The organism is Catellatospora sp. NPDC049111 (assembly GCF_040648615.1).
GTDB classification, from domain to species: domain Bacteria; phylum Actinomycetota; class Actinomycetes; order Mycobacteriales; family Micromonosporaceae; genus Catellatospora; species Catellatospora aurea.
In genome coordinates, this window is the sequence record NZ_JBEZEB010000004.1 from 365,246 (window position 1) to 389,932 (window position 24,687).

Annotated in this window: 13 protein-coding genes and 1 pseudogene; 8 read left to right on the forward strand and 6 right to left on the reverse strand. The window is 68.8% G+C overall.

The window, feature by feature from the left end:
* The first annotated feature begins 29 nt into the window (after positions 1–29).
* The 6 genes from AB0B66_RS08750 to AB0B66_RS08775 all read left to right on the forward strand — a co-directional run bounded on the left by AB0B66_RS08750 (position 30) and on the right by AB0B66_RS08775 (position 13,350).
* Positions 30–971, forward strand: coding sequence for a sugar ABC transporter permease (locus AB0B66_RS08750; protein ID WP_360525111.1), 942 nt, complete (start codon positions 30–32; stop codon positions 969–971).
* On the forward strand, positions 968–1,831 hold the full coding sequence (locus AB0B66_RS08755; protein WP_360525114.1) for a carbohydrate ABC transporter permease: 864 nt from the start codon (positions 968–970) through the stop codon (positions 1,829–1,831). Before AB0B66_RS08750 ends, AB0B66_RS08755 begins: the two co-directional genes overlap by 4 nt.
* A 5-nt stretch (positions 1,832–1,836) precedes the next feature.
* A complete protein-coding gene (locus AB0B66_RS08760; RefSeq protein WP_360525117.1) occupies positions 1,837–2,481 on the forward strand; it encodes a DUF624 domain-containing protein in 645 nt (214 codons plus the stop codon).
* Between the two features lie 665 nt (positions 2,482–3,146).
* The gene (locus AB0B66_RS08765) at positions 3,147–5,975 is read left to right on the forward strand and encodes a LamG-like jellyroll fold domain-containing protein (protein ID WP_360525120.1); all 2,829 of its coding nucleotides are present in this window, start codon (positions 3,147–3,149) and stop codon (positions 5,973–5,975) included.
* Positions 5,976–6,070: 95 nt separating this feature from the next.
* Positions 6,071–12,868 (forward strand): polymorphic toxin-type HINT domain-containing protein, encoded by a 6,798-nt coding sequence (locus AB0B66_RS08770; protein WP_360525123.1) that lies wholly within the window; start codon positions 6,071–6,073, stop codon positions 12,866–12,868.
* Positions 12,862–13,350 carry a hypothetical protein gene (locus tag AB0B66_RS08775; protein WP_360525126.1) on the forward strand — a complete coding sequence of 163 codons (489 nt, stop codon included), beginning with the start codon at positions 12,862–12,864 and terminating at the stop codon, positions 13,348–13,350. The genes AB0B66_RS08770 and AB0B66_RS08775 overlap by 7 nt, the downstream gene beginning before the upstream one ends.
* 263 nt (positions 13,351–13,613) lie before the next feature.
* Here AB0B66_RS08775 and AB0B66_RS08780 read toward each other — a convergent pair.
* The 3 genes and pseudogenes from AB0B66_RS08780 to AB0B66_RS08790 form a co-directional block, all read right to left on the reverse strand.
* Positions 13,614–13,844: pseudogene (locus tag AB0B66_RS08780) on the reverse strand (NAD(P)-dependent oxidoreductase); the annotation flags it as partial.
* Positions 13,845–14,005: 161 nt separating this feature from the next.
* Positions 14,006–14,671 (reverse strand): response regulator transcription factor, encoded by a 666-nt coding sequence (locus AB0B66_RS08785; RefSeq protein ID WP_360525129.1) that lies wholly within the window; start codon positions 14,669–14,671, stop codon positions 14,006–14,008.
* The gene (locus tag AB0B66_RS08790; RefSeq protein ID WP_360525132.1) at positions 14,659–15,990 is read right to left on the reverse strand and encodes a sensor domain-containing protein; all 1,332 of its coding nucleotides are present in this window, start codon (positions 15,988–15,990) and stop codon (positions 14,659–14,661) included. Before AB0B66_RS08790 ends, AB0B66_RS08785 begins: the two co-directional genes overlap by 13 nt.
* A 326-nt stretch (positions 15,991–16,316) precedes the next feature.
* On the opposite strand from AB0B66_RS08790, the gene AB0B66_RS08795 reads away from it, so the two are divergent.
* Positions 16,317–20,042 (forward strand): S8 family serine peptidase, encoded by a 3,726-nt coding sequence (locus tag AB0B66_RS08795; protein ID WP_360525135.1) that lies wholly within the window; start codon positions 16,317–16,319, stop codon positions 20,040–20,042.
* 52 nt (positions 20,043–20,094) lie between these two features.
* On the opposite strand, the gene AB0B66_RS08800 is transcribed toward AB0B66_RS08795, so the two are convergent.
* A complete protein-coding gene (locus AB0B66_RS08800; protein ID WP_360525138.1) occupies positions 20,095–21,501 on the reverse strand; it encodes a family 43 glycosylhydrolase in 1,407 nt (468 codons plus the stop codon).
* A gap of 191 nt (positions 21,502–21,692) precedes the next feature.
* Here AB0B66_RS08800 and AB0B66_RS08805 point away from each other — a divergent pair, with 191 nt between their 5' ends.
* Positions 21,693–22,685: a winged helix-turn-helix domain-containing protein gene (locus AB0B66_RS08805; RefSeq protein ID WP_360525141.1), complete on the forward strand. Its 993-nt coding sequence runs from the start codon at positions 21,693–21,695 to the stop codon at positions 22,683–22,685.
* Between the two features lie 173 nt (positions 22,686–22,858).
* Here the strand turns inward: AB0B66_RS08805 and AB0B66_RS08810 are convergent, their stop codons facing one another.
* Both AB0B66_RS08810 and AB0B66_RS08815 read right to left on the reverse strand, forming a co-directional pair.
* Entirely contained in the window at positions 22,859–23,845 is a 987-nt protein-coding gene (locus AB0B66_RS08810) for an NAD(P)-dependent alcohol dehydrogenase (protein WP_360525144.1), read from the reverse strand.
* A gap of 86 nt (positions 23,846–23,931) precedes the next feature.
* A complete protein-coding gene (locus AB0B66_RS08815) occupies positions 23,932–24,627 on the reverse strand; it encodes a TetR/AcrR family transcriptional regulator C-terminal domain-containing protein (protein ID WP_360525147.1) in 696 nt (231 codons plus the stop codon).
* Between the last annotated feature and the right edge of the window lie 60 nt (positions 24,628–24,687).

Consider the following 24,687-nt stretch of genomic DNA (forward strand, 5'->3'; position numbering starts at 1 on the left):
GCCCGGCCGTCCCCGCCCGGGAGGACGAGATGGCAGACCTGCTCACCGCGACGCCGGCGACCGCGAGCGCCGCGCCCCCGCCGCGGGCCCGCGACAGGCGGCGCGCCCGGCGCAACACGCTCATCGGCTGGAGCTTCATCCTGCCGAACTTCCTCGGCTTCGCCGTGCTCACCCTCGTGCCGGTGCTCGCCGCGTTCGCGCTGTCGTTCATGGAGTGGGACTCCTACAACCCGCCCGAGTGGGTCGGCCTGGACAACTTCGAACGGCTGCTCAACGACGAATCCACCAAGATCGCGCTGCGCAACACGGCCTACTACGCCCTGGGCCACGTGCCGCTGACCATGCTCGCCGCGCTCGGACTGGCCCTGCTGCTCAACCGGAAGATCGCCGGCCTCGGCTTCTTCCGGGCCGCGGCGTTCTTCCCGTACGTCACCTCGCTGGTCGCCGTCGCCATCGTCTGGAACATGCTGTTCAACCCCGAGTTCGGGCCGGTCAACCAGTTCCTGCAGTTCCTCGGCGTGGACAGCCCGCCCGGCTGGACCACCAGCACCACCTGGGCCATGCCCGCGGTCATCCTCACCAGCGTCTGGCGCGACATGGGTTACTACATGGTGCTGTTCCTGGCCGGGCTGCAGGCGATCCCCGTCGAGCAGTACGAAGCCGCCAAGGTCGACGGCGCGAGCACCTGGCAGCGCTTCCGCGCGGTCACCCTGCCGGGCCTGCGGCCGGTCACCTTCCTCGTGCTCGTCCTGCTGACCGTGCAGAGCTTCAAGGTCTTCGACCTCATCGTCGTCATGACCGACGGCGGGCCCGGCCGGGCCACCCTGGTGCTGTCGCAGCAGATCTACCGCCGCGGCATCGTCGAGGGCGAGTTCGGCTACGCCTCGGCGATCTCGTTCGTGCTGTTCCTGCTCGTGCTGGTCCTCACCCTCGCCCAGTTCTGGTTCAACAACCGCCGGGAGCGCAGATGACCACCGCCGACACGGCCGCGGCCCCGCGCGTACGCGGCCCGCTCGCCCTCGCCCGCCGGATCGCCCTGTACGCGGTGCTGGCCCTGACCGCACTGGCGATCCTGGTCCCGTTCCTGTGGATGGTCAGCGCCTCGCTCAAACGCAACAACGACGTGTTCACCATCCCGATCAAGTGGATCCCCGACGAATTCCAGTGGGGCAACTTCACCGAGATCTGGAGCCGGGTGCCGCTGTCGACCTACCTCGGCAACACCGTGTTCCTCAGCCTGGTCATCACGTTCCTGCAGGTGCTGACCGGCAGCTTCGCCGCGTACGGGTTCGCCAAGGTGCGCTTCCGCGGCCGGGACACGCTGTTCGTGCTGTACATCGCGACCATCGCCGTGCCCTGGCAGGCGTACATGATCCCGCAGTACATCATGATGCAGAAGGCGGAGCTGACCGACACGTTCCTGTCGCTGATCCTGATCCAGGCGTTCGGCGCGTTCGGCGTCTTCCTGATGCGCCAGTACTACCTGACCATCCCCGACGAACTGTGCGAGGCCGCCCGCGTCGACGGCCTGTCCGAGTACGGCATCTGGGCCCGGATCATGCTGCCGCTGTCCAAGCCGGCGCTGGCCAGCCTCGCCCTGCTGACCTTCGTCAACACCTGGAACGACTACATGGGTCCGTTCATCTACCTGACCAGCAACGACCTGTGGACGATCCAGCTCGGCCTGCGTTCGTTCGTCGGCCAGTACGACGCCGACTACGCGATGATGATGACGGGCTCGGTGCTGTCCATCCTGCCCATCACGATCATCTTCCTGCTCGGCCAGCGGCACTTCATCCAGGGCATCGCCTCCTCCGGCATGAAGGGCTGACCGCCATGCGCCTGCTCGCCCGCCTGCCCTACGACACCGTCTTCGGCACCGTGTACGCCGCCCTGAAAATCAACCTCTGCCTCGTCGCCACCTGCCTGCCCCTGCTGACGGCTCTCGCCCTCAGCGGCGGCAGCCCCCTGCAGGCCTGGCCGTTCTACACCGCGCTGTCCGCACTCTGCGGCCCGGCCGCCGCCGCAGCCTTCGCCGCCTTCCAGGCGCTGTCCGAAGGCGAACACCACGTCGGCCGCACCTTCTGGACCGCCTACCGCGCGACGTTCGCCCGATCCCTGGCGATCGCCGCCGCCGCGGCCGCCGCCGTCATCGTGCTCGCCGCCGACTTCCAGCTCGCCCTCGGCAGCCCCTTCGGCGCGGTCACCCCGCTGCTTGCCCTGCTCATCGCCCTGGTCGCCGTCACGGTCACCGCCCTCCTGGCCGCCGACGCCAAACCGACCTGGCGAACAACCCTGGCCTGCGCCTACCTGTCGATCCGCCACTGGTACCTGAGCCTGGCCAACCTCGCGATCCTCGGCATCCTGGCCGCCGCAGTGGTCGCCAAACCCGCGATCGGTCTGTTACTCCTGCCCGCTCCTGCCCTCTACGCCGTCTGGGCCAACACCCGCCACCTCACGGCAGTTCTCACCCGCGGCTAGCGCAAGGGCATGGGCGCCCTCACCTTTGCGCGGGCATCCCGTATTGCATTGCCCTGAGTTCGCGACCTTTGAACGGACGTCGAGCCTGAACTCGCCACCATCTCATGCTGCCGTCGAAGCCGGTGCTACGGACCTGCCCGAATGGCCTTCAACGCCATTCGGGCTGGCAGCGTCGAAACAGTAAACGCCTGCTACCTGTCGGGTGGATGAGTCATCCATTGCAGACGGGGATGTACTCGATTAGTGCCGAACGTGCCGCGTCACTGGTGCGTATCGAATGACTGGTGTCCTGTAATCGACTCATCGCGACGAACGGTCGTGCAGCCTGATCATCTAGGCAATCTCGGCAGTGCTCGCCTACCGGAATTCTGCTTCCATCAGAAGCCGATGCGGAACCCCTCGGCTAGCGAGCTGGATGACCGAAGCCAAGCCGTAACTTAGCGTAGTTCCGATCCGGGCATCCCGTAGCAACGGGCCGACTGTGAACTGCAATGGCGTCCAATAGTCTGGCTTCACTGCGTGTAGTGGTCCGTTTTGGGATCTTGACGTCGACCTGGATCGATCGTAGGTTCCCGATCACTGTTTGTGATCGATCGTGTGTCAGTTCTACGGGGGTTGCCGCCGTGTTGCGGTCAGGCGTTGTTCGTGTGCGTTTGGTAAGCGCGTTGGTCGTCGCGATGGTGGCGGGGATGGCGCCGTTCGGTGCGACGCCCGCGGTCGCGGTTGTGCAGGAATGTGCATCCGGGGTCGATACGGAGGCCGCGGCGCTGGAGATGGCGGCCCGGTGCGGGCAGCCAGTGGAGATCGTATCGGCGCGCACGCCCTGGGAGTTCCTGTCAGCACGTCCGGATGGCCAGCTGACGTGGACCGGTGGTGTGCTCGCGGAGCGGACCAAGGTAGATGGCACATGGCGGGCGGTGGACACGACCGTCACCGTGGCCTCTGATGCAGTCAAGCCGGTGGCGCCGGTGCTGCCGATGAGCTTTTCGCCCGGTGGCGATCGAGCACCGCTGGCGCGTATCGAGCATGCGGGCAGGAGTTTGGAGGTGTTCTGGCCACTGGGCGCGCTGCCGCCGCCGACGGTCGCGGGTCCGCAGGTTACCTACATGTCAGTACTGCCGGACGTCGACCTGGTGCTGACGGTCGATGAGGACGCGACCGGCTTCTCCCAGGTGCTCGTGGTTCACACCGCGCAGGCGGCAGCGAACCCGGCTCTGGCGCGGATCAGCTTCCCGGTGAGGACGAGCGCGGGCCTGACGGTGGCCGAAGCCGACGGCGGATTGACCGTCACGGATGCGGCAGGCCAGGAGGTGTTCGACTCCCCTACGCCGATCATGTGGGACTCGTCAGGTGCTGTGGCCGGCGTTCAGGCGATGGCGATGCGGGGCGAGACGGTGGCCGCTGCAGATCGTGCGATTGCCCCGCTCGACGGCGACCAGGTCACGGTGATGGGTGTGGACGTATCGACGTCCGCGGTGACGATCACACCGGATCAGGCGATGTTGGCCGACACCGGCACTTCGTGGCCCGTGTATATCGACCCGGCATGGGATGCCGGTGAGGGCGTATCGCTGAACGAGCGGCAGATGATCGCCGAGGCGTGGCCGACAGAGCGATCGGCAGGCACGTACTACAACTTCACCAGCCCAAGCGGTGTGGGGTTGTGCTCCACCGCGAATGATTCGACGTGTAACTCCACGGGCCGCAAGCGGTTGATCTATGAGTTCAACATTCCGGCGGGAATCCGCGGAGCGAAGGTCTCATCGGCGGAGTTCAAAGCATACAAGACGTCTCAGTGGAGCTGCAGCGACACGAGCTGGGTACGGCTATACCGGGTCAACAGCATCACGGCATCGACGAACTGGAGCAACCACTACGCTCACTGGAACGAAGCCGCCGACGACGGCCTGATCCTGGATTCGCATGCGCCCAGGGTGTGCACGGGTTGGGAGAACTGGGACGCAACCAGCGGGGCGGCGATGGCCGCCGACAATTCGTGGACGTCGTTGACCCTGGGGTTGCGGTCCACCAACGAGACGTACATGGCCGGTAACTGGCGCAAGTTCCGCAGCGATGCCACGTTGTCGATCACGTTCAACAGCTTTCCGAACACCCCGGTCAAGCCGTGGCTCGACGGAGCCCATGCCGTGCCGAAGGGCACCGACGAGTATTGGGTGCGTGACACCACGCCGACGCTGTATTCGACGGTGACCGATCCCGACAACGACAACGTCAAGGCGAAGTTCACGGTCTACTACTGGGGTAGTTCGACGGTCGCGTGGGAGGGGACCTCACCCAGCTGCGTGGCATCCGGGTCGACGGTGTCGACCACGGTCAGCACCGAGTTGACGCAGGGCACCTCGTACTACATCCGCGTCGTCGGCATCGACTGCGGCGTCGGCGGTCTGCAGTCGAAGACGTGGTCGGACTACATCCGGTTCACCCCTGACATCACCGAACCGGGGACGCCGGGCGCAACCGCGCAGAGTGTGGGCACCGGTATCGCCGCGCAGTACAGCGAGAACAGCTGGGCGGGTGGTATCGGTCAGGTCGGCAAGTTCCAGTTCACGCCGGCAGCTGGGACCACGGACACGGACCGGTACCGGTACTCGTTCGACTCTGCCACCTACACCGCAGAGGTCGACGCGGACGCCGTGGGAAACTCAGCCGATCTGGTGTCCTACACGCCGAGCGCACCAGGCCTGCACACGCTGCGGGTGTGGGGCGTGGACCAGGCCGGCTGGGTCACTGCCAGCCCCAAGGTCTACAACTTCTACGTCTACGCGACCGCGAAGTCCGCATGGTGGAACCTCGATGGCAACGGCACCGACTCCGTGACCAGCAATCCGAACCCGTTGACGACGACGGGCACGGTGTCATGGACGGATGGCATCGTCGGACCGGTGCCGGACGACAAGGCTCTGCTGTTCAACGGCACCGATACGGGTGCCAACACTGCTGGGGCGGTGGTGCACACCACGGGTAGCTACACGGTGGCTGCTCTGGTGAAGCCGGTCAGCGCCGCAGGCCCCGCGATGGTGGTGAGCCAGGACGGTTTGCAACTCAGCGGGTTCCGGTTGGGCGTGTACGCCAATGCGTCGTGTCCGGTCGGGTTCGGCTCGACATGCTGGGGTCTGTCTGCACCTACCAGCGACAACGCGGCTGCTCCGGGGTGGGTTTATGCCATGCCCGCCGGCTCGGACCAGTTCAGGATCCTGCCGGGGGAGTGGACGGCTCTTGCCGCGGTGTATGACTCGGCCGCGCATGAGCTCCGGCTCTACATCAACGGTGTGCTGGCAGGCACGACGTCGTACACGGCTACGTGGGATGCCGTGGGCCGGTTCCGGGTCGGCTACTCCGTCGTCAACGGCACGCCCGACTTCAGGTGGAACGGCGAGATCGATGACGTACGTGTGTACAAGGTGGCCCTTGACCCGGCGAGCATCTTCCGCATCTCGCAGGGTTCCAGGGACGGCCAGGACGTCCCGCAGTAGGCAGCAGCTCGGCAACGCAACAACCGACGCACACCGCACCGCAGACTTTGTTGATGGTCCACCCCTGGGCGGGTGGATTCGGGGGAGGAACACGCATGTTCGGCACGAGGCGTATCGGCTGGGGCAGCGGCCGGCGGGCGGTGATCGTCGGGGTAACCGCGGTGCTCACCGTGACCATGGCGATGTTCGTGCCGCCGGTCGCGGCCGTTGCGGGAGGCGACTCGCAGGAGGATCCGAACTGGCGGGCCAAGCGTCTGGCCATGTGGCCGGAGCTTCCTAAGACACCCTCCGTGCCGGGCTATAACCACAAGCCCAGCGCCTCAGCCGAGCAGCGCGGCACACAGTCGGCCACGGTGAAGGCCGTGCGCTGGCCGGCAGCAGGGGCCACAACCGTGAGCGTGCCTGGGGGTAAGCCGGTTGCGACCGCGCCGCAGCCATACGGGGAAGCGGCTCCGGGCGGGCTGCCCGTGCGCCTGTCTCGCCCGGTGGGGGCCACGGACGCATCAGCGGCCAACGCGAAGGTGCAGGTGTTCGACCAGGCGGCGGCGAAGGCCGCCGGGCTGACCGGCGTGCTGCTACAGGTCACCGCGGCTGACGCCGACGACCGCGGGCAGGTGCAGCTCAGCGTCGACTACTCGTCGTTCGCCGAGGGCTCGGGCGGTGACTGGGCGTCGCGACTTCGGCTGGTGCGGCTGCCGGAGTGCGCGGCGCGCACCCCACAGCTGCGCGAGTGCCAGACCGCGACACCGGTCAAGTCAGTCAACAACCTCCAACAGCACACGGTCAGCGCATCAGTCGCTCTCACCGGTGCGCCGACTGCCGACGTGTCGGGGCGGACCGGGAGGTTGCTCGCGGCCGAGGATGGTGCAGCGCCTGCGGGTGGCGTGATGCTGGCGTTGCAGGCAGCAACCTCGGGTGCGAACGGCGACTGGTCCGCCACGCCGCTCGCCGCGTCGGCGACGTGGCAGGTGTCGGCGCAGACCGGTGACTTCTCTTGGGCGTATCCGCTGAGGACGCCGCCGTCGGTGGGCGGCCCGGCTCCGGCGCTGGGATTGTCGTATTCGTCAGGTTCTGTGGATGGCCGGGTGGCCTCGACCAACAACCAGAGCTCCTGGATCGGTGACGGCTGGGACATGAACCCCGGATCGGTGGAACGAAAGTACGTATCCTGCGTCGGGGACGACACAACCGGTGCGAACAACATCGGGCATGAGACCGGCGACCTGTGCTGGAAGTCCGACAACGCCACCCTGTCGCTGAACGGCCAGGCCTCGGAGCTGGTCAAGGACGAGGACACCGGCAAGTGGCGGTTGAAGAACGACGACGGGTCCAAGGTCGAGCGCTTCAACACGGGCTGGAACAGCGACAACGACAAGGAGTACTGGAAGGTCACTACGAGTGACGGGACGCAGTACTTCTTCGGTCGGGGCCAACGCTCGCAGACGGACACGACCGCGCTCAACTCAGCGTGGACGGTGCCGGTCTTCGGCAACCACGTCAACGAGCCGGGATATGCGGTCGGCGACTTCGCCGCATCGTGGCGCAACCAGGCGTGGAAGTGGAACCTCGACTACGTCGTCGACCCGCATGGCAACACCATGACCTACGTCTACACGCCGGAAACCAACTACTACGGCCGGAACCGCAATACAGCCGTGTCCCCCTATACCCGGGGCGGCTTCCTGAGCACGATCGAGTACGGGGAGCGGTCGGGGTCGGAGGCGTCCACGACGGCCCCCATGCGCGTCGAGTTCGGCGTCGTAGAGAGGTGCCTGAGCAACTGTGCGACGCTGGACGCGTCGACAAAGGCGAACTGGCCCGACGTGCCGTACGACCAGATCTGCTCCTCGACCACCTCGTGCCCGAACGTGATGTCGCCGGCCTTCTTCACCCGCAAGCGCCTGACCAGTGTGAAGACGAGGGTGTACAACGGTTCGGCGTATGACGACGTGGAGTCGTGGACTCTGGCGCACAGCTTCCCCGATCCGGGCGACGGTGAGTCAGATCCTGTCTTGTGGCTGGACTCGATCTTGCACCAGGGACTGCGCGGCGGCACTGCGGTCACCCTGCCGACGGTTACTTTCGCCAAGGTGCAGATGGCCAACCGCGTCGACGCCGCCGGTGATGTGGCCACTGCCATGATCCGCTACCGAATCCAGTCGATCAGCAGTGAGACCGGCGGCCGGATCACGATCAACTACGATCCCGTCGACTGCACTCCGGCGAGTCTTCCCTCCTCGCCGGAGTCGAATACACGGCGCTGCATGCCGGTCTACTGGACGCCGGAGGGCTTCCAGAACCCGATCCGGGAGTACTTCCACAGGTACCGGGTCGACAATGTGGTTGCCGACCCGTACGCATACTTGATCGCCAGTCGCGACCCGATGGTGACCACAGACTACGTCTATGTCGACGCTCCGGCCTGGCACTACGACGACAACGAGCTCATCCAGCCGAAACATCGCACTTGGAGTGAATTCCGCGGTTACGGCACTGTCGATGTTCTCACCGGCGACGCCGGTGACCAGAGCAAGGTGCGTCACCGGTTCTTCCGGGGCATGGACGAAGACGACCTGCCGGGCGGAGGCAAGCGCCAGGTGACCGTCGATGGCATCGACGACCACGAGCGTTATGCCGGGTTCACCCGAGAGCAGATCACGTACAACGGTGCCGCCGGTGTGGAGATCTCGGCAACGGTGAATACGCCGTGGCTGTCGGCCGCGACAGCGACTGGCGTGGATGGCACCAAGGCGCACTTCCTGAACACCGGCATCGTGGAGACTCGCACCGCCGCACCGGCGCTGCCCGGCGCGGTCCGCAACACCAAGATCGTAACCGCCTTCGACGACATGTACGGCATGGCCACGCAGGTCGACGACCGGGGCGACACCGCCACCGATGCCGACGACCTGTGCACGCGTTACGAGTACGCCCGTGACACCACCGTCGATCTGACCATCGTCGGTGCCGTTGCGCGCACCGAGACCGTGTCGGCAGCTTGTGCAACCGCTCCGCAACGTCCCGGCGATGTCGTGAGTGATGAGCGCAGTTTCTACGACGGCGGCGCCTTCGGTGCGGCGCCGACCCGAGGGCTGGTTACCAAGGTCGAGCAGGTCCGCTCCTTCACCGGGTCCACGCCGAACTACGGCGCGCCGGCTGCGACCACCACCTATGACGCCCAAGGCCGGATCGCCAGTGTCACCGACGCCCTCGGGCGAACGACCACCACCAGCCTGACACCGTCCTCGGGTGGGCCCCTCACCAAGATGAAGGTAACGACCCCGGACCCCGACGGCACCGGAGTCCTGACTTCGCACGAGGTCACCACCGACCTCGACCCGGCGTTCGGAGTACCGAAGAAGGTCACCGACGCGAACAACAAGGTCACCGAGGCCGCCTACGATGCGCTAGGCAGGCTGGTCAAGGCGTGGCTGCCTGGGCGCACCACCGCGCAGACGCCGAACCTCGAGTACGGGTACCTGCTGCGCACCGACGCACCTAACGCGATCGTGACCAAGACGCTGATCCACGACGGAACGCAGATCGCAAGTCTGGAACTGTTCGACGGCCTGCTGCGCCCCCGCCAGACCCAGGCCGCTGCAGCCGGCGAAGGCGGCCGGGTGATCACCGACACCCGCTACGACGCCCGCGGCCAGGCTTGGCGGGTCAACCACGCATACAAGGACACCGCGGCGGTCGACCCAGCCAACGCGCCCCTGTTTATACCGTCGACGTCAGTACCAGGACGTACCGAGTACCGCTTCGACGGCACCGGACGTGTCACCGATGAGATCTTCTTCAAAGGCGTAACCGAGGCCTGGCGCACCGTGACGAGTTACGGCGGGGACCGGGTCACCGTCGACCCACCCACGGGTGGCACACCGACGACCACGATCAGCGACGCCCGCGGGCGCACTACACAGCTGCGGCAATATCTGAGCGGCTCACCGACGGGCTCCCACCAGGACACCGTCTACAGCTACGACCACGCCGGCCGGATCGAGGCGGTCACGGACCCGGCACTCAACCGGTGGAGCTACGGCTACGACCTGCTCGGCCGGCAGACCTCTGCCATCGACCCGGACAAGGGCACGACGAACAGCACATATGACGACGCCGGGCAGCTGAAGAGCACCACCGACGTTGGCCGCAATCTGAAGCTGGCCTACAAGTACGACAACCTAGGCCGCAGGATCGAACTACGAGACACCAACGACACCGGCGCGTTGCGCGCGAAGTGGACCTACGACACCCTCGCCGAGGGCGAGCTCACTTCGTCCACCCGGTACTCCGGCACGGCCGCCTACACGACTGCCATCACCGCGTACGACGACGGCTACCGGCCGCTCGGCCACAAGGTCACCCTCCCCACCACGGGGATGCCCGCGGACGAGGGCGTGATCGGCGGTGATTACACCACCGATTACACCTACACCATCGACGGGCAGCTCAAGACCCTCAAGCACTACGCCACCGCGAACCTCGGCGCCGAGACCGTCACCACCTACTACGACACTGTCGGCATGCCCGACTTCATGGGCGGCGGCCTGGGCTGGGGCGCTTACGTCGCGGGCTCGAACTGGTCTGCCTACGGTCAGCTGACGTTCCTGGACCTGGGCAACACCTACTTCTACCACCTCAAACAGGGCTTCGAGGAGAGCACCAAGCGCCTCAAGACCAGCGAACTGGTGCGCCAGAACGCGTCGGGTGCCGACCGTTTGGCCACCTACGACTACGACGCCGCCGGTAACGTGCTGTCGGTCATCGACAGGCCCGCCGGGCAGGCAGTCGACGCGCAGTGCTTCCGCTACCCCGACGACCAACTGCGCCGGATGACCGAAGCCTGGACGCCGGCGAACGCCGACTGCACCCCCAACCCCAGCGTCGCCGCACTCGGCGGACCCGCCCCGTACTGGAACTCCTACGAATTCACCGGCGCCGCTGGGATGACCGGCAGCCGCACCAAGGAGACCCTGCACGCGCTGGGCGGCGACACCAGCCGCACCTACACCTACCCCGCCCAGGGCGGCGCGCGCCCGCACGCAGTCACCCAGGTCTACGAGACCGGTCCCGGCGGCGACAAGACCTACAAGTACGACTACGACTCGGCCGGCAACATGACCTGCCGACCGGCTGGCACCGCTTCCAACACCTGCACGCAACCCACCACCGGATCACAAGGTCTGGCCTGGGACGCCGAAGAGCACCTCACGTCGGTCACCTCGGGCGGGCAGACCAGCACCTACGTATACACCGCCGACGGTGAACGGCTCCTCCGCCGGGAGGCGGGCGAGACCACCGTGTATCTGCCCGGCGGCCAGGAACTGCGACTCACCGTCGCCACCGGCGTCAAGACTGCGCAACGCTATTACACCTTCGCCGGGCAGACAGTCGCGGTGCGCACCGGTACCGGCCTGGCCGGCGTGTCCACCCTGATCGCCGACCACCACGGCACAGCCGAAATCTCCATCACGAACACCACCAACACTCTCGCCCGCCGCCGCCACGACCCCTACGGCAACGCCCGCCCACGCGGCAGCACACCCGCCTGGCCCGGCGACCACGGCTTCCTCGACAAACCCAAGGACGCCAACGGCCTCACCCACATCGGCGCACGCGAATACGATCCGCTGATCGGCAAGTTCGTCTCGGTCGACCCGATCATGGACCTCGGCGACCCCCAGCATTGGAACGGGTACGCCTACAGCAACAACAACCCCGTGACCCTGAGTGATCCGACAGGACTCGACCCCTGCCCAGGCGGCGGCCACGGTTGCTACTACGACGGCACCACGTCCGATCGTGACGGTGTCACGTCAGAACAACACGAGCAGGGCCTTGCCGAGTCGAAACTCGAAGTGACGTCGCTGGGGCTCACTGGTAAGCCCTTTAAGAAGTTGCCTGCCAACCTGCAGCGGCGCGTCGAGGAGATGAGCTTCTGCGAGAACAACCCGGAGGTGTGCGCGGAGTACGGGTGTACGCCGGGAGCGGACCTTCAGCGCTCCTCGTCGTGCGCCGCCGCCATGAATCCGCAAGGGTACGGTCCACTCGAAGGCCTCCTGGTCGTCGCGGTGCAAGCGGGATTCGGGCTGTTTTACGTGTCGATATTTACCCGGACAGGGTTCGGCATCGTATTCGGCGTAGGCGGCAAGGGGCGCGGTAAGAATGACGGCTGCAACAGTTTTGATCCGAATACTCCGGTGCTCCTCGCCGACGGAACTGCGAAGAAGATCAAGGACATTGAAGTCGGCGACCAGGTACTGGCCACCGACCCTGACACGGGGCAGACCGCGGCGAAGGCGGTCACGCAACTACACCTCAACCAGGATCGGCAGCTCACCCTGGTAACCGTCGTCGACGAGTCAGGCGCCCGCCGGGTCATCGACACCACCTGGGAACACCCGTTCTGGTCCGCGACTCGCCAGGAATGGGTGGCTGCTGCCGAGCTGCGTGCGGGCGAGGTGCTCCGTACGCATAGCGGCACGCCGGTCACGGTGGCCAAGGTCGACAACTACATCGGTTCCAAGGCCATGCACAACCTGACCGTCGCCGACATTCACACATACTATGTTCTCGCAGGGGATACGCCCGTACTCGTTCACAACGACAATGGACCCAGCGGAGTCATCGCTCGCGGCCCGAAGGGGATGAGCATCTCGATCTATGCGAATGATCATTGGCCGCCACATGCCCACTTGAAGGGCAATGGCTTCGACATCCGGATTGGGCAGAACGGCAAGCCGGTCAATAAGGGCGTCGTTTTGACGAGCGCGCAAGAAAAGTTCGTCAAGGACAATCTCAAGACGCTCAGGAATTCGATGCGTGCCAAGATGGCTGAGTACAACAAAAACCACCCGAAGGACCCGGTAACCGGAAAGAGGACAGGGTGCTAGAAGCTGGCGAGTTTGAAGTCGCAATTAGCCGGCTTGCGCTTTGTCTCGGCGAAGCCGGTCCAGAGAACCTTGATGATGAGCATCAGCGGTGGGAGCTCTACAGAAAGGCAATGCAAACCGGCACCTGCCGCGAAGAGTTGCTAAAAGCTGTGTCGCTAGACCCCGATGTCGTGCTCGGCACAGGTGTGGCATTGCATATGCTCGAAATTGAGGACCCTAATTCTAGGCAAGACTGGATAGGGATACTGAGGGACGATCATCAGCGGGAGTATGCATTCCGGCGAGCGCGGGAGGTCGAAATCCTCGAAGCGTTTGGAAATATCTCTGGCTTGAGTGGGGATGTTGTCGAGACTTGGTCCGACTGGTTGCAGATTCGGCTGGCAGAGGTTTCGAACGTCACCGAGGTGCTGGAGTTACTGGCGAAATTTGGAAGAACCAAACGAATTAGGCGAATAGCATCAGCGAGGCATAAGGTGCGATAGTTCCACAAGGGCCATGGGTCGAGTTGTAGTTGTCCAGAACGGAAGGCGTGAAGCTGGTGCCACGCGGCTGGGCCGGTACTGTTTGGCGGCGCCAGCCTAGAGGCGGTAATCCTTGACTGCGTACCGGCTTTCTGCTCGGCTGGTGGTGGGCCGACCAGGTCGCGGTCAAGGAACGCCGCGAACCCTGGCCCGGTCAGGCGCTGGAGGCGAGGCGTTCGGGCCGCACCGGGTGCGCGAACGGCAGTCCCGCTGTAGGTGGTCGGCAGCTCGAGGGCGTGGACGCTGACCACGTCGCTGTGGGCGCATAGGTCGTCGAGGCCGCCGGCGCGGACGCCGAGCGCCGCGGCGTCGGCGGGGTCCAGGAGCGGGTCATACACCAGGACTGTGAGATCGTACGGCAGCAGCAGCTCGATGAAGCGGCGGCCGATCCGCGATGCGCCGATGATGCCGATGGTGCGCCGGTAGTTGCCGACGTGCGGCAGTTCGGCGCGCCGGTCGACGCGGACGGCACGGGCGTCCCGCGCGACGAAGCCATCAAGTAGGTCAGGTTAATGCTGGCGCAGTGGTTCGGCCTCGAACCGTCCTCGATGCCGAACCACTTCCGTGGCCTGTTACGCCGCACGAACTTGCCGAACCGCCCTGACCTCGGACCGGTTCAGCGTTCCGGGTTCGAGCGCAGGTACGCGAGCACGGCCAGGACCCGCCGGTTGGTGTCGTCGTCGGGTGGCAGGCCGAGCTTGGCGAGGATGTTGCCGACGTGTTTGCCGACGGCGGCCTCGGTGACCGTGAGGCGGCGGGCGATCGCCGCGTTGGAGTGGCCCTCGGCGACCAGCGCCAGCACCTCCCGCTCGCGGCCGGACAGCTCGCCGACCGGGTCGCGGCGGTGGGCCAGCAGCCGCCGCACCACGTCGGGGTCGATGACGGTGCCGCCGCCGAGCACCGAGCGCAGCGCCCCGACGAAGTCGGCGATGTCGACGACCCGGTCCTTGAGCAGGTAGCCGACCCGCCGCCCGTCACCGCTGTCGAGCAGCCGGGACGCGTACTCGGCCTGCACGTACTGGCTGAGCACCACGACCGCGCGGCCCGGGTCCGCGGCCCGCAACGCCAACGCGGCGCGCAGTCCGTCGTCGGTGAAGTCGGGCGGCATCCGGATGTCGGTGATCACGAGCTCGGGGTTCTCGGCGGCCACGGCGGCGAGCAGCGCGTCGGCGTCGCCGACCGCGGCCACCACCGTGAACCCGAAGCGCTCCAGCACCCCGGCCAGGCCCTCGCGCAGCAGGACGCCGTCCTCGGCCAGCACGACCCTGGTCACGGCAGGCACGGCAACTCCACCCGTACGAGCGTAGGGCCTCCGGCCGGGCTGGACAGCAGCAGCCGTCCGCCGACGGCCGCGACCCGGTCGGCCAGGCCCGTCAAGCCGGTGCCGCGAGCCGGGTCCGCCCCGCCTTTGCCCCCGTCGCGCACCTCGACGACCAGCGCGTCACCGTGCCGGGCGAGTCGGATCGCCGCTGTCGTGGCCCCTGCGTGCTTGGCGACGTTGCCCAGCGCCTCGGAGGCGGCGAAGTACGCGGTGTTCTCCACTCGCGACGGGTAGCGGTCGGCGACGTCCGGTTCGACGGTGACCGTGACGTCGAGCGGGCTGCGGTCGGCGAGGTCGCGCAGCGCGGCGGGCAGGCCCAGGTCGGCCAGCGTCTGCGGGCTGATGCCGTGCACGAGATCGCGCATCAGCACCATCAGGTCCTTGGCCTCGGCGTGCGCCCGGTCCAGCGCCTGCGCGGCGGGGGTGTCGTCGGGCAGGTCCAGCCGGGCGACGCCCAGTTGCAAGGTGAGGCTGGTGAGCCGGTGCTGCGCGACGTCGTGCAGGTCGCGTTCGATGCGGCGGCGTTCGGCGTCGAACGCGTCGACCAGGCGGCTCCGCGACCGGGCCACCTCGCGCAGCTCGGCCTGCCCTCCGCCGCCGAGCAGCACCCGGGCCGTGGCCGCGTGACCGGCCGCGACCAGCCCGGTCAGATAGGCCAGCGCGGGCAGCAGGGCCAGGCCCAGCAGCGCGACCGGGATCGCCTGAGCGGGCGTGCTCGCCTGCCACGGGCCCAGGTTGATCGCACTGTCGATCCCGTAGCGGCCGTCGGCGTTCCGGGGCACCAGCAGCGGGCTGATGATCAGTGTGCCGACGATGAACGCGGTGAAGGCCAGGGTGGCGTACACGAGTGGGGCCACCGTCGCCAGCAGTACCAGGTACAGCAGCTCACGCCAGGCGGCGGGCTCGGCGTAGCGGGCGGCGAACCAGGACGCCACGTTGCCGGCCCGGGGCAGGTGGTCGACCGGGCGCGGGTCGACGATGCCCACGCGGCGACGTTCCAGCGCGGCGAACGGGGCGGCCAGCAGCGTGCCGAACATGGCGAGCCCGGCTGTCGTGAGCCCCGACACCAACACCAGCGGCGCGGTGTGCAGCCCGCCGTTGGAGAACTGCACGAGCCAGCCGGCCCACGGCAGCGTGATCGGCGACAGCAGCAGCGCGGCGACGCCGAGGACGGGCAGCGCGGTGAGCACGGACAGCAGGGCGCGCCAGGGCCATTCCGAGATCAGGTAGCGGCGCGTGGCGAGTGCGGCGAAGAGGTGATGTGGCTGCTCAGAGGGCATGTGGACACGCTAGCCAGCGGGAGCGTCCCGGCCCAGCCGCCCAGCGGGCCGAACCGAGGTAGTGCCAGGCATACCCGCTGGGGCGGCAACGGCCCCGGCCGCCCCAAGATCGTCGGACTTGCCTGGCAGGTGTGCGTATCTTGAGGCCGGTTTCGCCCAGGTGCCTGGCAAGTCCGACGATCTTGGCGTGCTGGACGTCCACCCGGCGAAAGCGGATGGCGCGAAGGGGCGAGTCACATCTGCGCCATCGCCGACCTGTCCCGTGTGGCCTGCGACGTTGCGACGATCTTCGGGCGTTCACCCCCCGCACGAACGGAGTCCGCCTCGTGGCAGCACTTCCCTCACCGAGACGCCGCGCCCCCGCGCACGCCCTGCTGGCGATAACGCTGGCACTGGGCACGATCTCGGCCATATCCCCAGGCAGCGCCGTCGCCGCCGGGCCCGCCGGGAAAGCCCCGGTCAAGCCCAGCGGATCGCACACCATCACGCTGATCACCGGCGACCGGGTCACCGTCACCGCGCTGCCCGGCGGCCGCACCACCACCAGCGTCCGCAGCAAGCACGGCGGCCCTGTCGGCGCACACGTGCTGACCTACGGCACCGACACCTACGTCTACCCGGACGCGGCCGCGCCGTACGTCGCCGCGGGCCTGCTCGACGAGCGCCTGTTCAACGTCACCGACCTCATCGCCGACGGCTACGACGACGCCCGTCGGCCTCAGCTGCCGCTTATTGTGCAGTACGCCGACGGCGCGACCGCCCGCCGGACCCCGCTGCCCGGCTCGGTGCAGGTACGCGGCCTCGACAGCGTGCACGGCGCGGCCGTCGAGCAGCAGCGCGGCGACGCCGACCGGTTCTGGGCGGCGCTGACCGCCCCGGCCGCCGCCAAGCGCGCCGACGCCCGGCCCGCGCTGGCCGGCGGCGTCACCAAGGTGTGGCTGGACGGCAAAGTCCGCGCCGCGCTGGCCGACACGACCGCGCAGATCGGCGCGCCGCAGGTCTGGGCGACCGGCAACACCGGCTCGGGCGTCGCGGTCGCGGTGCTCGACACCGGCGTCGACGTCACCCACCCGGACCTGGCCGGCCAGATCGCGCAGACCGCCAGCTTCGTACCCGGGCAGGAGGTGACCGACAAGCACGGCCACGGCACCCACGTCGCGTCGACGATCGCGGGCACCGGCGCGGCATCGGACGGCAGGGAGCGCGGCGTAGCCCCCGGGGCGCGCCTGCACGTCGGCAAGGTCCTCAACGACCTGGGCGAGGGCCAGGACTCCTGGATCATCGCCGGGATGGAGTGGGCCGCCCGCCAGCAGGGCGCGAAGGTCGTCAGCATGAGCCTGGGCGGTGCGCCAACCGACGGCACCGACCCGCTGAGCAGCGCCGTCAACGAGCTCAGCGCCCAGACCGGCGCGCTGTTCACCATCGCGGCCGGCAACTCCGGCCCGGACATGCAGACCGTCGGCGCACCCGGCGCGGCCGACGCCGCGCTGACCGTCGGCGCGGTCGACAGCCTCGACCGGCTCGCGTTCTTCTCCAGCCGCGGCCCGCGCCGCGGCGACAACGCCCTCAAGCCCGACATCACCGCCCCCGGCGTGGACGTGTACGCGGCCCGCTCGCAGCAGTCGAGCGAGGGCGAGGGCCTGTACACCACGATGAGCGGCACGTCGATGGCGACGCCGCACGTCGCGGGCGTGGCGGCGCTGCTGGCGGCCGCGCACCCGGACTGGACCGGGCAGCGGCTCAAGGACGTGCTGATGAGCACGAGCCGCAACGGCGAGCGGATCGACCCGTACTTCGAGGGCATCGGCCGCGTCGACGCCGTCGCGGCGACCGGCGCGACCGTGTTCGCGACCGGCACCGACTTCACCGACCTGGCCTGGCCTTACCAGCCGGGGCAGCGCGTCGACCGCAAGGTCGTCTACACCAACACCGGCGACGCGCCGGTGGACCTGGACCTGGCCGTCCGCGCGCCCACCGCGCCGGCGGGCCTGTTCACCCTCGACGCCCAGCGGATCACCGTGCCCGCGCACGGCACCGCCGAGGCGACCGTCCACATCGCCCTGGACAACGCGCAGGACGACACCTACGCCCATGTCGCGGTCGACGCGACCGGCCCCGGCGGGCAGCGGCTGCGCACCCTGGTCGGGCTGAACAAGGAGGGCGAGCGCGCCGACCTGACCTTCCAGACCCGCGACCGCGCCGGACGCGGCCTGGCCGGGGTGATCCTGCTCAAGGACATCACCCGCGACACCGTGCCGAAGCTGTACACGGTGGACGGCACCGGCCGGCTCACCGCGAGCCTGCAGCCGGGCACCTACAGCGCGATCATGCACGCGGACCTGCCCGGCATCGCCGGACCCCACTCGCTGGGCCTGGGCGTGCTGCTCGCCCCGGAGATCGTGCTGACCGGCGACCGCACGGTCGTGCTCGACGCCCGGCAGCTGCGGCAGGTCTCCGCCGAGGTGAAGACGCCGACCGCGCGGGCCGAGGTGCGCATCGACTACGGCCGCACCTACGCCGACCTGTCGCCGTTCTTCGACAACTACACGGTCCACAGCCGCTACCACGGCATCTGGGCCACCCCGACCGGCCGCGCCGTCAAGCAGGGCGCGTTCAGCCTCGGGTTCCGCTGGAGCCTCGTCGAGCCGCCGCTGACCATCAGCGGGTACGGGCAGCGCTACGACGACCTGCTCATGCAGACCGCCTCGCGCAGCCTGCCGGACGGCCGCGAGCAGCTCGACCTCGCCTACGCCGGCCTCGGCACCGCCGCCGAGCTGCAGCGGGCACGGGTCCGCGGGAAGGCCGCCGTGGTACGGCACCGGGCGGGCGGCGACGTCGTCGCGCAGGCCGACGCGGCCGCCGCGGCCGGGGCGCGGATGATGCTGCTGGTCAACGACGGCGACGGCCGCCTGGACGCCTGGTACGAGCTGGACAACCCGAACCCGGCGCTGCCGGTCGCCGCCATCGGCCGCGACCAGGGCGAGCAGCTGATCACGCAGCTGGCCAAGGGCAGGCAGCGCTACGGCGTCGAGTCGCACCCGGTCCCGTCCTACGTGTACGACCTGGTCCACCGCTACCGCGGCGTGGTCCCGAAGGACGTGTCCTACCGGCCCGGCCCGCGTGACCTGGCCCGCATCGACGTCGCCTACCGCAGCCCGGTGCCCGGCTCGGGGCTGGGGCTGCGCTACGACGTGTCCCCGGACCAGCCGGGGTCGGCGCTGGGCGGCGCGGTGCTGCCGGTGCCCGCGCAGGGCGCCCGCACCGACTGGGTGTCGGCCGACCACGGCAACCAGTGGTTCGAGCAGGCCACCGTGCAGCCGCTGACGTTCTCGTCGGAGCTGCTCGGCTACCGGCCGGGCAGCCGCAGCCAGGTGCGCTGGTTCGCGCCGGTCGGCCGGCCCGCCATGCTGCAGGACAGTCTCGTGTCGGGCCGCCCGACGATGCTCGGCAACGACCTGATGGTGTGGGCGCTGCCGAACTGGGGCGACTCCGACCCGCACCACCAGGCACTGGTCTGGGAAGGGGAGATCAGCCAGAAGACCAGCCTGTACCAGGGCGACGAGCTGATCGCCGAGAACCCGGGCAGCAGCATGTACGGCACGCTCACGCCCGGCCCGCGGCCGGTGCGGCTGATCACCGAGACCAGCCAGTCGGTGGTGTCGCCGTACTCGGTCAGCACCCGCACCGAGTGGACGTTCCCGTTCACCGGGGCCGCACCGGACGAGATCCGGCGGCTGCCGCTGATGGGCGTGCACTACACGGTCGACACCGACCTCGCGGGCCGGGCCGACCGCCGCGCCCGCCTGGAGGTGAGCGCCCGGCAGTTCGAAGGCGTCCACCAGGGCGGCAAGGTCGGCAAGGTCGAGCTGGAGGTGTCGTACGACGACGGCCGCACCTGGCAGCGCGTGCCGCTCGACCGGCGTGACGGCTCCTGGCAGACGACCCTGCACGCGCCGGGGTGGGCGATGTTCGCCTCGATCCGCGTCAGCGCCGCCGACTCCGCCGGCAACACGGTCACCCAGACCGTCGTGCGGGCCTTCGGACTGCGCTAGTTTCCGGGTCTGGGAGAGCCGCGTCGCCCCGGCTCTCCCAGACCCATTCCGATCAGACCCGGGTGATGCGGATCGCGTCGGCGATCACCAGGCCGGTGCCGTTGGTCCAGCGGCTCACGGCCACCTTGTTCTCATCCCCGGCGGTCAGCGTGAAGGTGCCCAGCGTGCGCCACGAGCCGCCGTTGAAGCGCTGATCGACGTTGACCGTCTGGTTGCCGCTCGCGGTGACGATCACGTACGGCGCCTTCGTGCTGTACCCGGACAGCGACGGCCACCACGCGTCGACCCGGTACGTGCCGGTCTCCGGGATCGCGAACCGGTACCATGCCGCGTCACTGGCCGACACCGGCTCGGCGAACCGGTAGTCGGCCCCGTACCGCTGCACCGAATACGACGACACGCCCCAGCTCGCGCTCGCCGTGAACCGGCCCTCGGTGGTGTTGTCGACGATCGCCGACCAAGCCGTGGACGGGTTGTCCGGGTCACCCGACGGCGGCGTCAGCGCCGCGCCGAGCGCCACCGGCCGGCCGAGGTTCGGCGTGCCGTCGCCGTTCCAGCCGATCTTCTGCGCCCGGGTGGTGCGACCCGCGTACGTGTACGCCGACGTCGTCTTGCCGTGGTAGACGATCCAGTCCTCCGTGCCGTCCGGCGACTTGAAGAAACCGTTGTGTCCCGGGCCGTACACGCCCGCGGCGTCGTTGCGCCAGAACACCGGCCCCGCGTGCTGCACCCAGTTGCCCGCCACCAGCGGGTCCGCCCCGTCGGCGATCGACTTCATCCACAACTGGTAGTCGGGCTTGCCGGTGTCGCAGGTGGAGTACACGAGGAACAGCCGCCCGCTGCCGCGCAACCCGACCGCGCCCTCGCGCACCTCGGTGCAGCCGCCGCTCGCGGGCAGCGCCATCCGCGAACCCGTCGTCGACCAGGGCGTGTCCATGCGCTGCAGGTAGATCTGCGCCGGGCCGCCCATGCCGCGGCCCGGACCGCTCCATGCGAAGTACATCTGCCCGTTGTGCACGAACGGCTCACCGTCGATCGCGTACTCGCCGTGGTCGGCGATGCGGGCCTTGAAGTGGTACGGCCCGAGCGGGTCGTCGCCGTCGGACTCGATCACATACGTGCGGTGGTTGGCGTCGACACCGTTGCTGGCCGTGTAGTAGACGTACCAGCGCTGCCCGAACCGGTACAGCCCAGGGGCCCACATCTGCTGGTTGCGGCTGGGATCGCTGTCGCGCCACACGGTGTTCTCACCGGCCGTGGCCAGCCCCTTCAGCGTCGGCGACTTCCAGATCCCGATCCGGTCCCCGAGCGTGGTGGCCAGGTAGTAGTTGCCGTTGACGTAGGTCAGCGTCGGGTCCGCGCTGCCGTTGAGCGGGTTGGTGAACGTGCCCGCCGCCAGCGCGGGCGCGGCCGGAACAAGCAGCACGAGGGTCAGGAACAGCAGCGCCAGGCGTCGCATCGGATCAGCTCCCGTCGTCGGATGGTGCAGCGTGGTCGCGACAGAGCATGCGACCTGCCCGTCCAGCCGAGCCAGTCGCTTCGGGCAGGACCGAAACGTGCCCCCGGCAGCAGCGGCGATCGCCGCATGTACATCACTGATTGCCCGCATTGCCGGTATCGCGGTAGAGTCCGCGCAGCGGAGGCCCGACCATGCTGCGTATCCATTTCACCGCCGCAGACCTGGGCTCGCTACGGCTGGCCGCAGGCGCCGATCCGCTGTGGGAATCCCTGCTCAGCCAGCACGCCCTGACCGGCGGGCACGCCCCGGCCGCCCTCGGGGCGTGGCGGCGGCGGGCGATCGCCCGGCTCACCCCCGAGATGCGGGCACTGCTCAGCCTCGCCCCGCCCACCGGCTACTCACCGGACTTCCTGACCCCGACCAGAGGCCTGCACGACATCGACGACGCGCTCGACGCAGGCCTCGGCGAAGTGCTGGCCACACCCGTCGACCACCTGCGTGCGGATCTGCGCCGGGTGCTGCCGCGGCACTGCCCGCGCGAGCGGGCCGAGCGGCTGGCCGACGGCGACCGCACGGCGGTGGCCGCGCTGGCCTCGGCGATGCGCGCCTACTTCGAGGCGGTGCTCGCCGCGCACTGGGAACTGATCTCGGGACAGGTCGCCGGGGCACGGGCGCGGGCAGCCAGGTTCCTGGTCGACGGCGGCGTCGACCGGCTGCTCGCCACGCTGCATCCGACGATCCGGTGGGACGCGCCGACCCTGCACGTGGCCTACCCGGCCGACCGCGACATCCACCTCGCCGGCCGAGGGCTGGTGCTGCTGCCCTCGTACTTCTGCCGGAGCACGCCCGTCACGCTGCGGGCCGCCGACCGGCCGCCGGTGCTGGTGTACCCGATCGACCACGATCCCGACTGGGACGCCGAACGGGCGCCGCCTCCCGACGCCGAGCTGGTCGCGCTGCTGGGCAACACCCGCGCCGCGGTGCTGCGGGCGGCGCAGCTGCACCCGCACGGCTGCACCACCACCGAACTCGCCCGCCGGGTCCGCATCTCGCTGTCCAGCGCCAGCGAGCATGCCACCACGCTGCGCCGGGCCGGCCTGCTGCGAACCCGCCCCTACGGCCGACACATGCTCCACGTCCTCACCCCACTGGGCCGCGCCCTGCTCACCGGCCGCCCCCGATGAAAGCAAGGGCACCTTCACATCGCCATGCGTTGTGGAAGGTGCCCTTCCTAACGTCAATCGGCCGCTGCCTGCGGGAACGACCGCCGTAGCAGTGTGCGGATCAGCGGCGGCGCTGCCACCAGCGGCGGAGCGTAGCAATCTTGGCCGATACCCGCGGGCCCGCCTTCGCGGTCTCATTCGACGGTGACGACCACCTTGCCGCGGGCGCGTCCCGTCTCGACATGGCGGATCGCCTCCGGCAGCTGGGCGAACGGGAACGTGCGCTCGACGACCGGCTTGACCGCGCCGCTGTCGAACAGCGTGGTGAGTTCCGCCAGACCGCGGGCGCTGGCAGGGCCGATGGGGGTGCCGGTGACGGCGACGCGCTGGGAGGTGATTTTGCCCAGCGCGGTGGTGGCGATCATGTGGTCGACGGGCCGGAACCACCTGCCGGCGTCGCCGCCGACGACGACGTGGACGCCCCCTGGGCGCAGCACGCGCCGGGCAGCCCGGGCCGGCGGGCTGCCGGCGATGTCCACGAGCGCGTCGAATCCGCGGGCGACCTCGGTGAAGTCCTGCGTCGTGTAGTCGATGACCGCAGCGCCGAGGGATCGGACGAGGTCCACGTTGCGGCTGCTGCACACGCCGGTGACCTCCGCGCCCGCCGACCGCGCCAACTGCACCGCGAACGTCCCGACGCCGCCGGAGGCCCCGTTGACGATGACGCGCTGCCCGCTGCGCGCCCCGGCGTCGTCGCGGATCGCGACGAGCGCGGTCATCGCCGCCATCGGCACGGCGGCGGCCTGCTCGAACGTGAGGGTGTGCGGTTTGGTGGCCAGGTGGTCCTCGGGAATGCAGGTGTACTGCGCGAAGGCTCCGTGTTTCACGAGCGCGTAGACGTCGTCGCCGGGCCGGAAGCGGGTCACGCCCGGTCCGACCGCGGCCACCTCGCCGGCGACGTCGCAGCCGAGGATCGGGTGGTTCGGGCGGCGCTTGCCGAAGCCGCCGCCCATGAACCGCGCCACGACCGGCTCGCCGCGCAGGTGGTGCCAGTCGTACGGGTTGATCGAGGTGGCGCGGACCCGGACGAGCACCTCACCGGGCCCCGGCACGGGCTCGTCGACGTCGGTGAGGTGCAGATTCTCGGGCGGGCCGTAGGAGCGGAGCACGTACGCCTTCATCGAGGTCTCCTGACCTTACGTTGTAAGTCTTACGTTGTAAGTTAGCCTTACGCCGTAAGGCGGTCAATGGGGGAGAACCCGTAAGGTCAGCGCCGCCGGTCGAGGCCGTCGAGGAGCAGATCCAGTCCGAACTCGAACTCCGCCTGGTCGTCGCACCAGCCGATCGTCGAATCCGGATCGTCGTGCATGACCTCCGCCAGCATGCCGACCAGGTGCGGCAGCCGCCCGGCCATGCCGGCCAGCACCGGATCGGGTTCACCCGCGGCCGGCCCGGCACCCGGGGTGAACAGCTCCTGGCTGAACCCGATCGCCCGGCTGCCCAGGGCGTGCATCGCGTGATGGGCCAGGTCGTTGGAGAACCCGCCGTCGCGCATGATGCCGACCAGGCCGTCGAAGTACAGCAGCACCTCGGGACTGGTCGCACTCCGCGACTCGAACAGCGCCGCCGCCCAGCGATGCCGCAGCAGCACCCGCCGCGCCGTCAGGATGCGCTCGCGGGCCGCGCTGCGCCAGGCCGCGCCGCGAGCCGGCAGCGCGAGCCGGCCGACCGCCTCGTTGATCTCCGCGGCGATGACGTCGACGACGCCGTCGAGGACCTGCTCCTTGTTGGCCACATGGTGGTAGAGCGACATCGCCTCGGCGCCGAGGCTCTCGGCCAGCCGGCGCATCGTCACCGCGGCGATACCGCCCTCGTCGGCGATCTCGATCGCCGCCCGCAGCACGCGGTCCCGGCTCAACGCGGGCCGTGACTCGGTGCGCTTGCTTCGGGTAGCCAACGACATCAGGCCCTTCACTCGCAGGTCATCGTACAGCCAAGGCTACGGGCCGCCGGTCGCGTGAAA

Excerpts from the sequence above, each read along its gene's own strand:
- AB0B66_RS08790 (WP_360525132.1), bottom strand. The coding sequence starts at position 15,990 with ATGCCCTCTGAGCAGCCACATCACCTCTTCGCCGCACTCGCCACGCGC.
- AB0B66_RS08815 (WP_360525147.1), bottom strand. The coding sequence starts at position 24,627 with ATGTCGTTGGCTACCCGAAGCAAGCGCACCGAGTCACGGCCCGCGTTG.
- AB0B66_RS08800 (WP_360525138.1), bottom strand. The coding sequence starts at position 21,501 with ATGCGACGCCTGGCGCTGCTGTTCCTGACCCTCGTGCTGCTTGTTCCG.
- AB0B66_RS08805 (WP_360525141.1), top strand. The coding sequence starts at position 21,693 with ATGCTGCGTATCCATTTCACCGCCGCAGACCTGGGCTCGCTACGGCTG.
- AB0B66_RS08760 (WP_360525117.1), top strand. The coding sequence starts at position 1,837 with ATGCGCCTGCTCGCCCGCCTGCCCTACGACACCGTCTTCGGCACCGTG.
- AB0B66_RS08750 (WP_360525111.1), top strand. The coding sequence starts at position 30 with ATGGCAGACCTGCTCACCGCGACGCCGGCGACCGCGAGCGCCGCGCCC.
- AB0B66_RS08755 (WP_360525114.1), top strand. The coding sequence starts at position 968 with ATGACCACCGCCGACACGGCCGCGGCCCCGCGCGTACGCGGCCCGCTC.
- AB0B66_RS08810 (WP_360525144.1), bottom strand. The coding sequence starts at position 23,845 with ATGAAGGCGTACGTGCTCCGCTCCTACGGCCCGCCCGAGAATCTGCAC.
- AB0B66_RS08770 (WP_360525123.1), top strand. The coding sequence starts at position 6,071 with ATGTTCGGCACGAGGCGTATCGGCTGGGGCAGCGGCCGGCGGGCGGTG.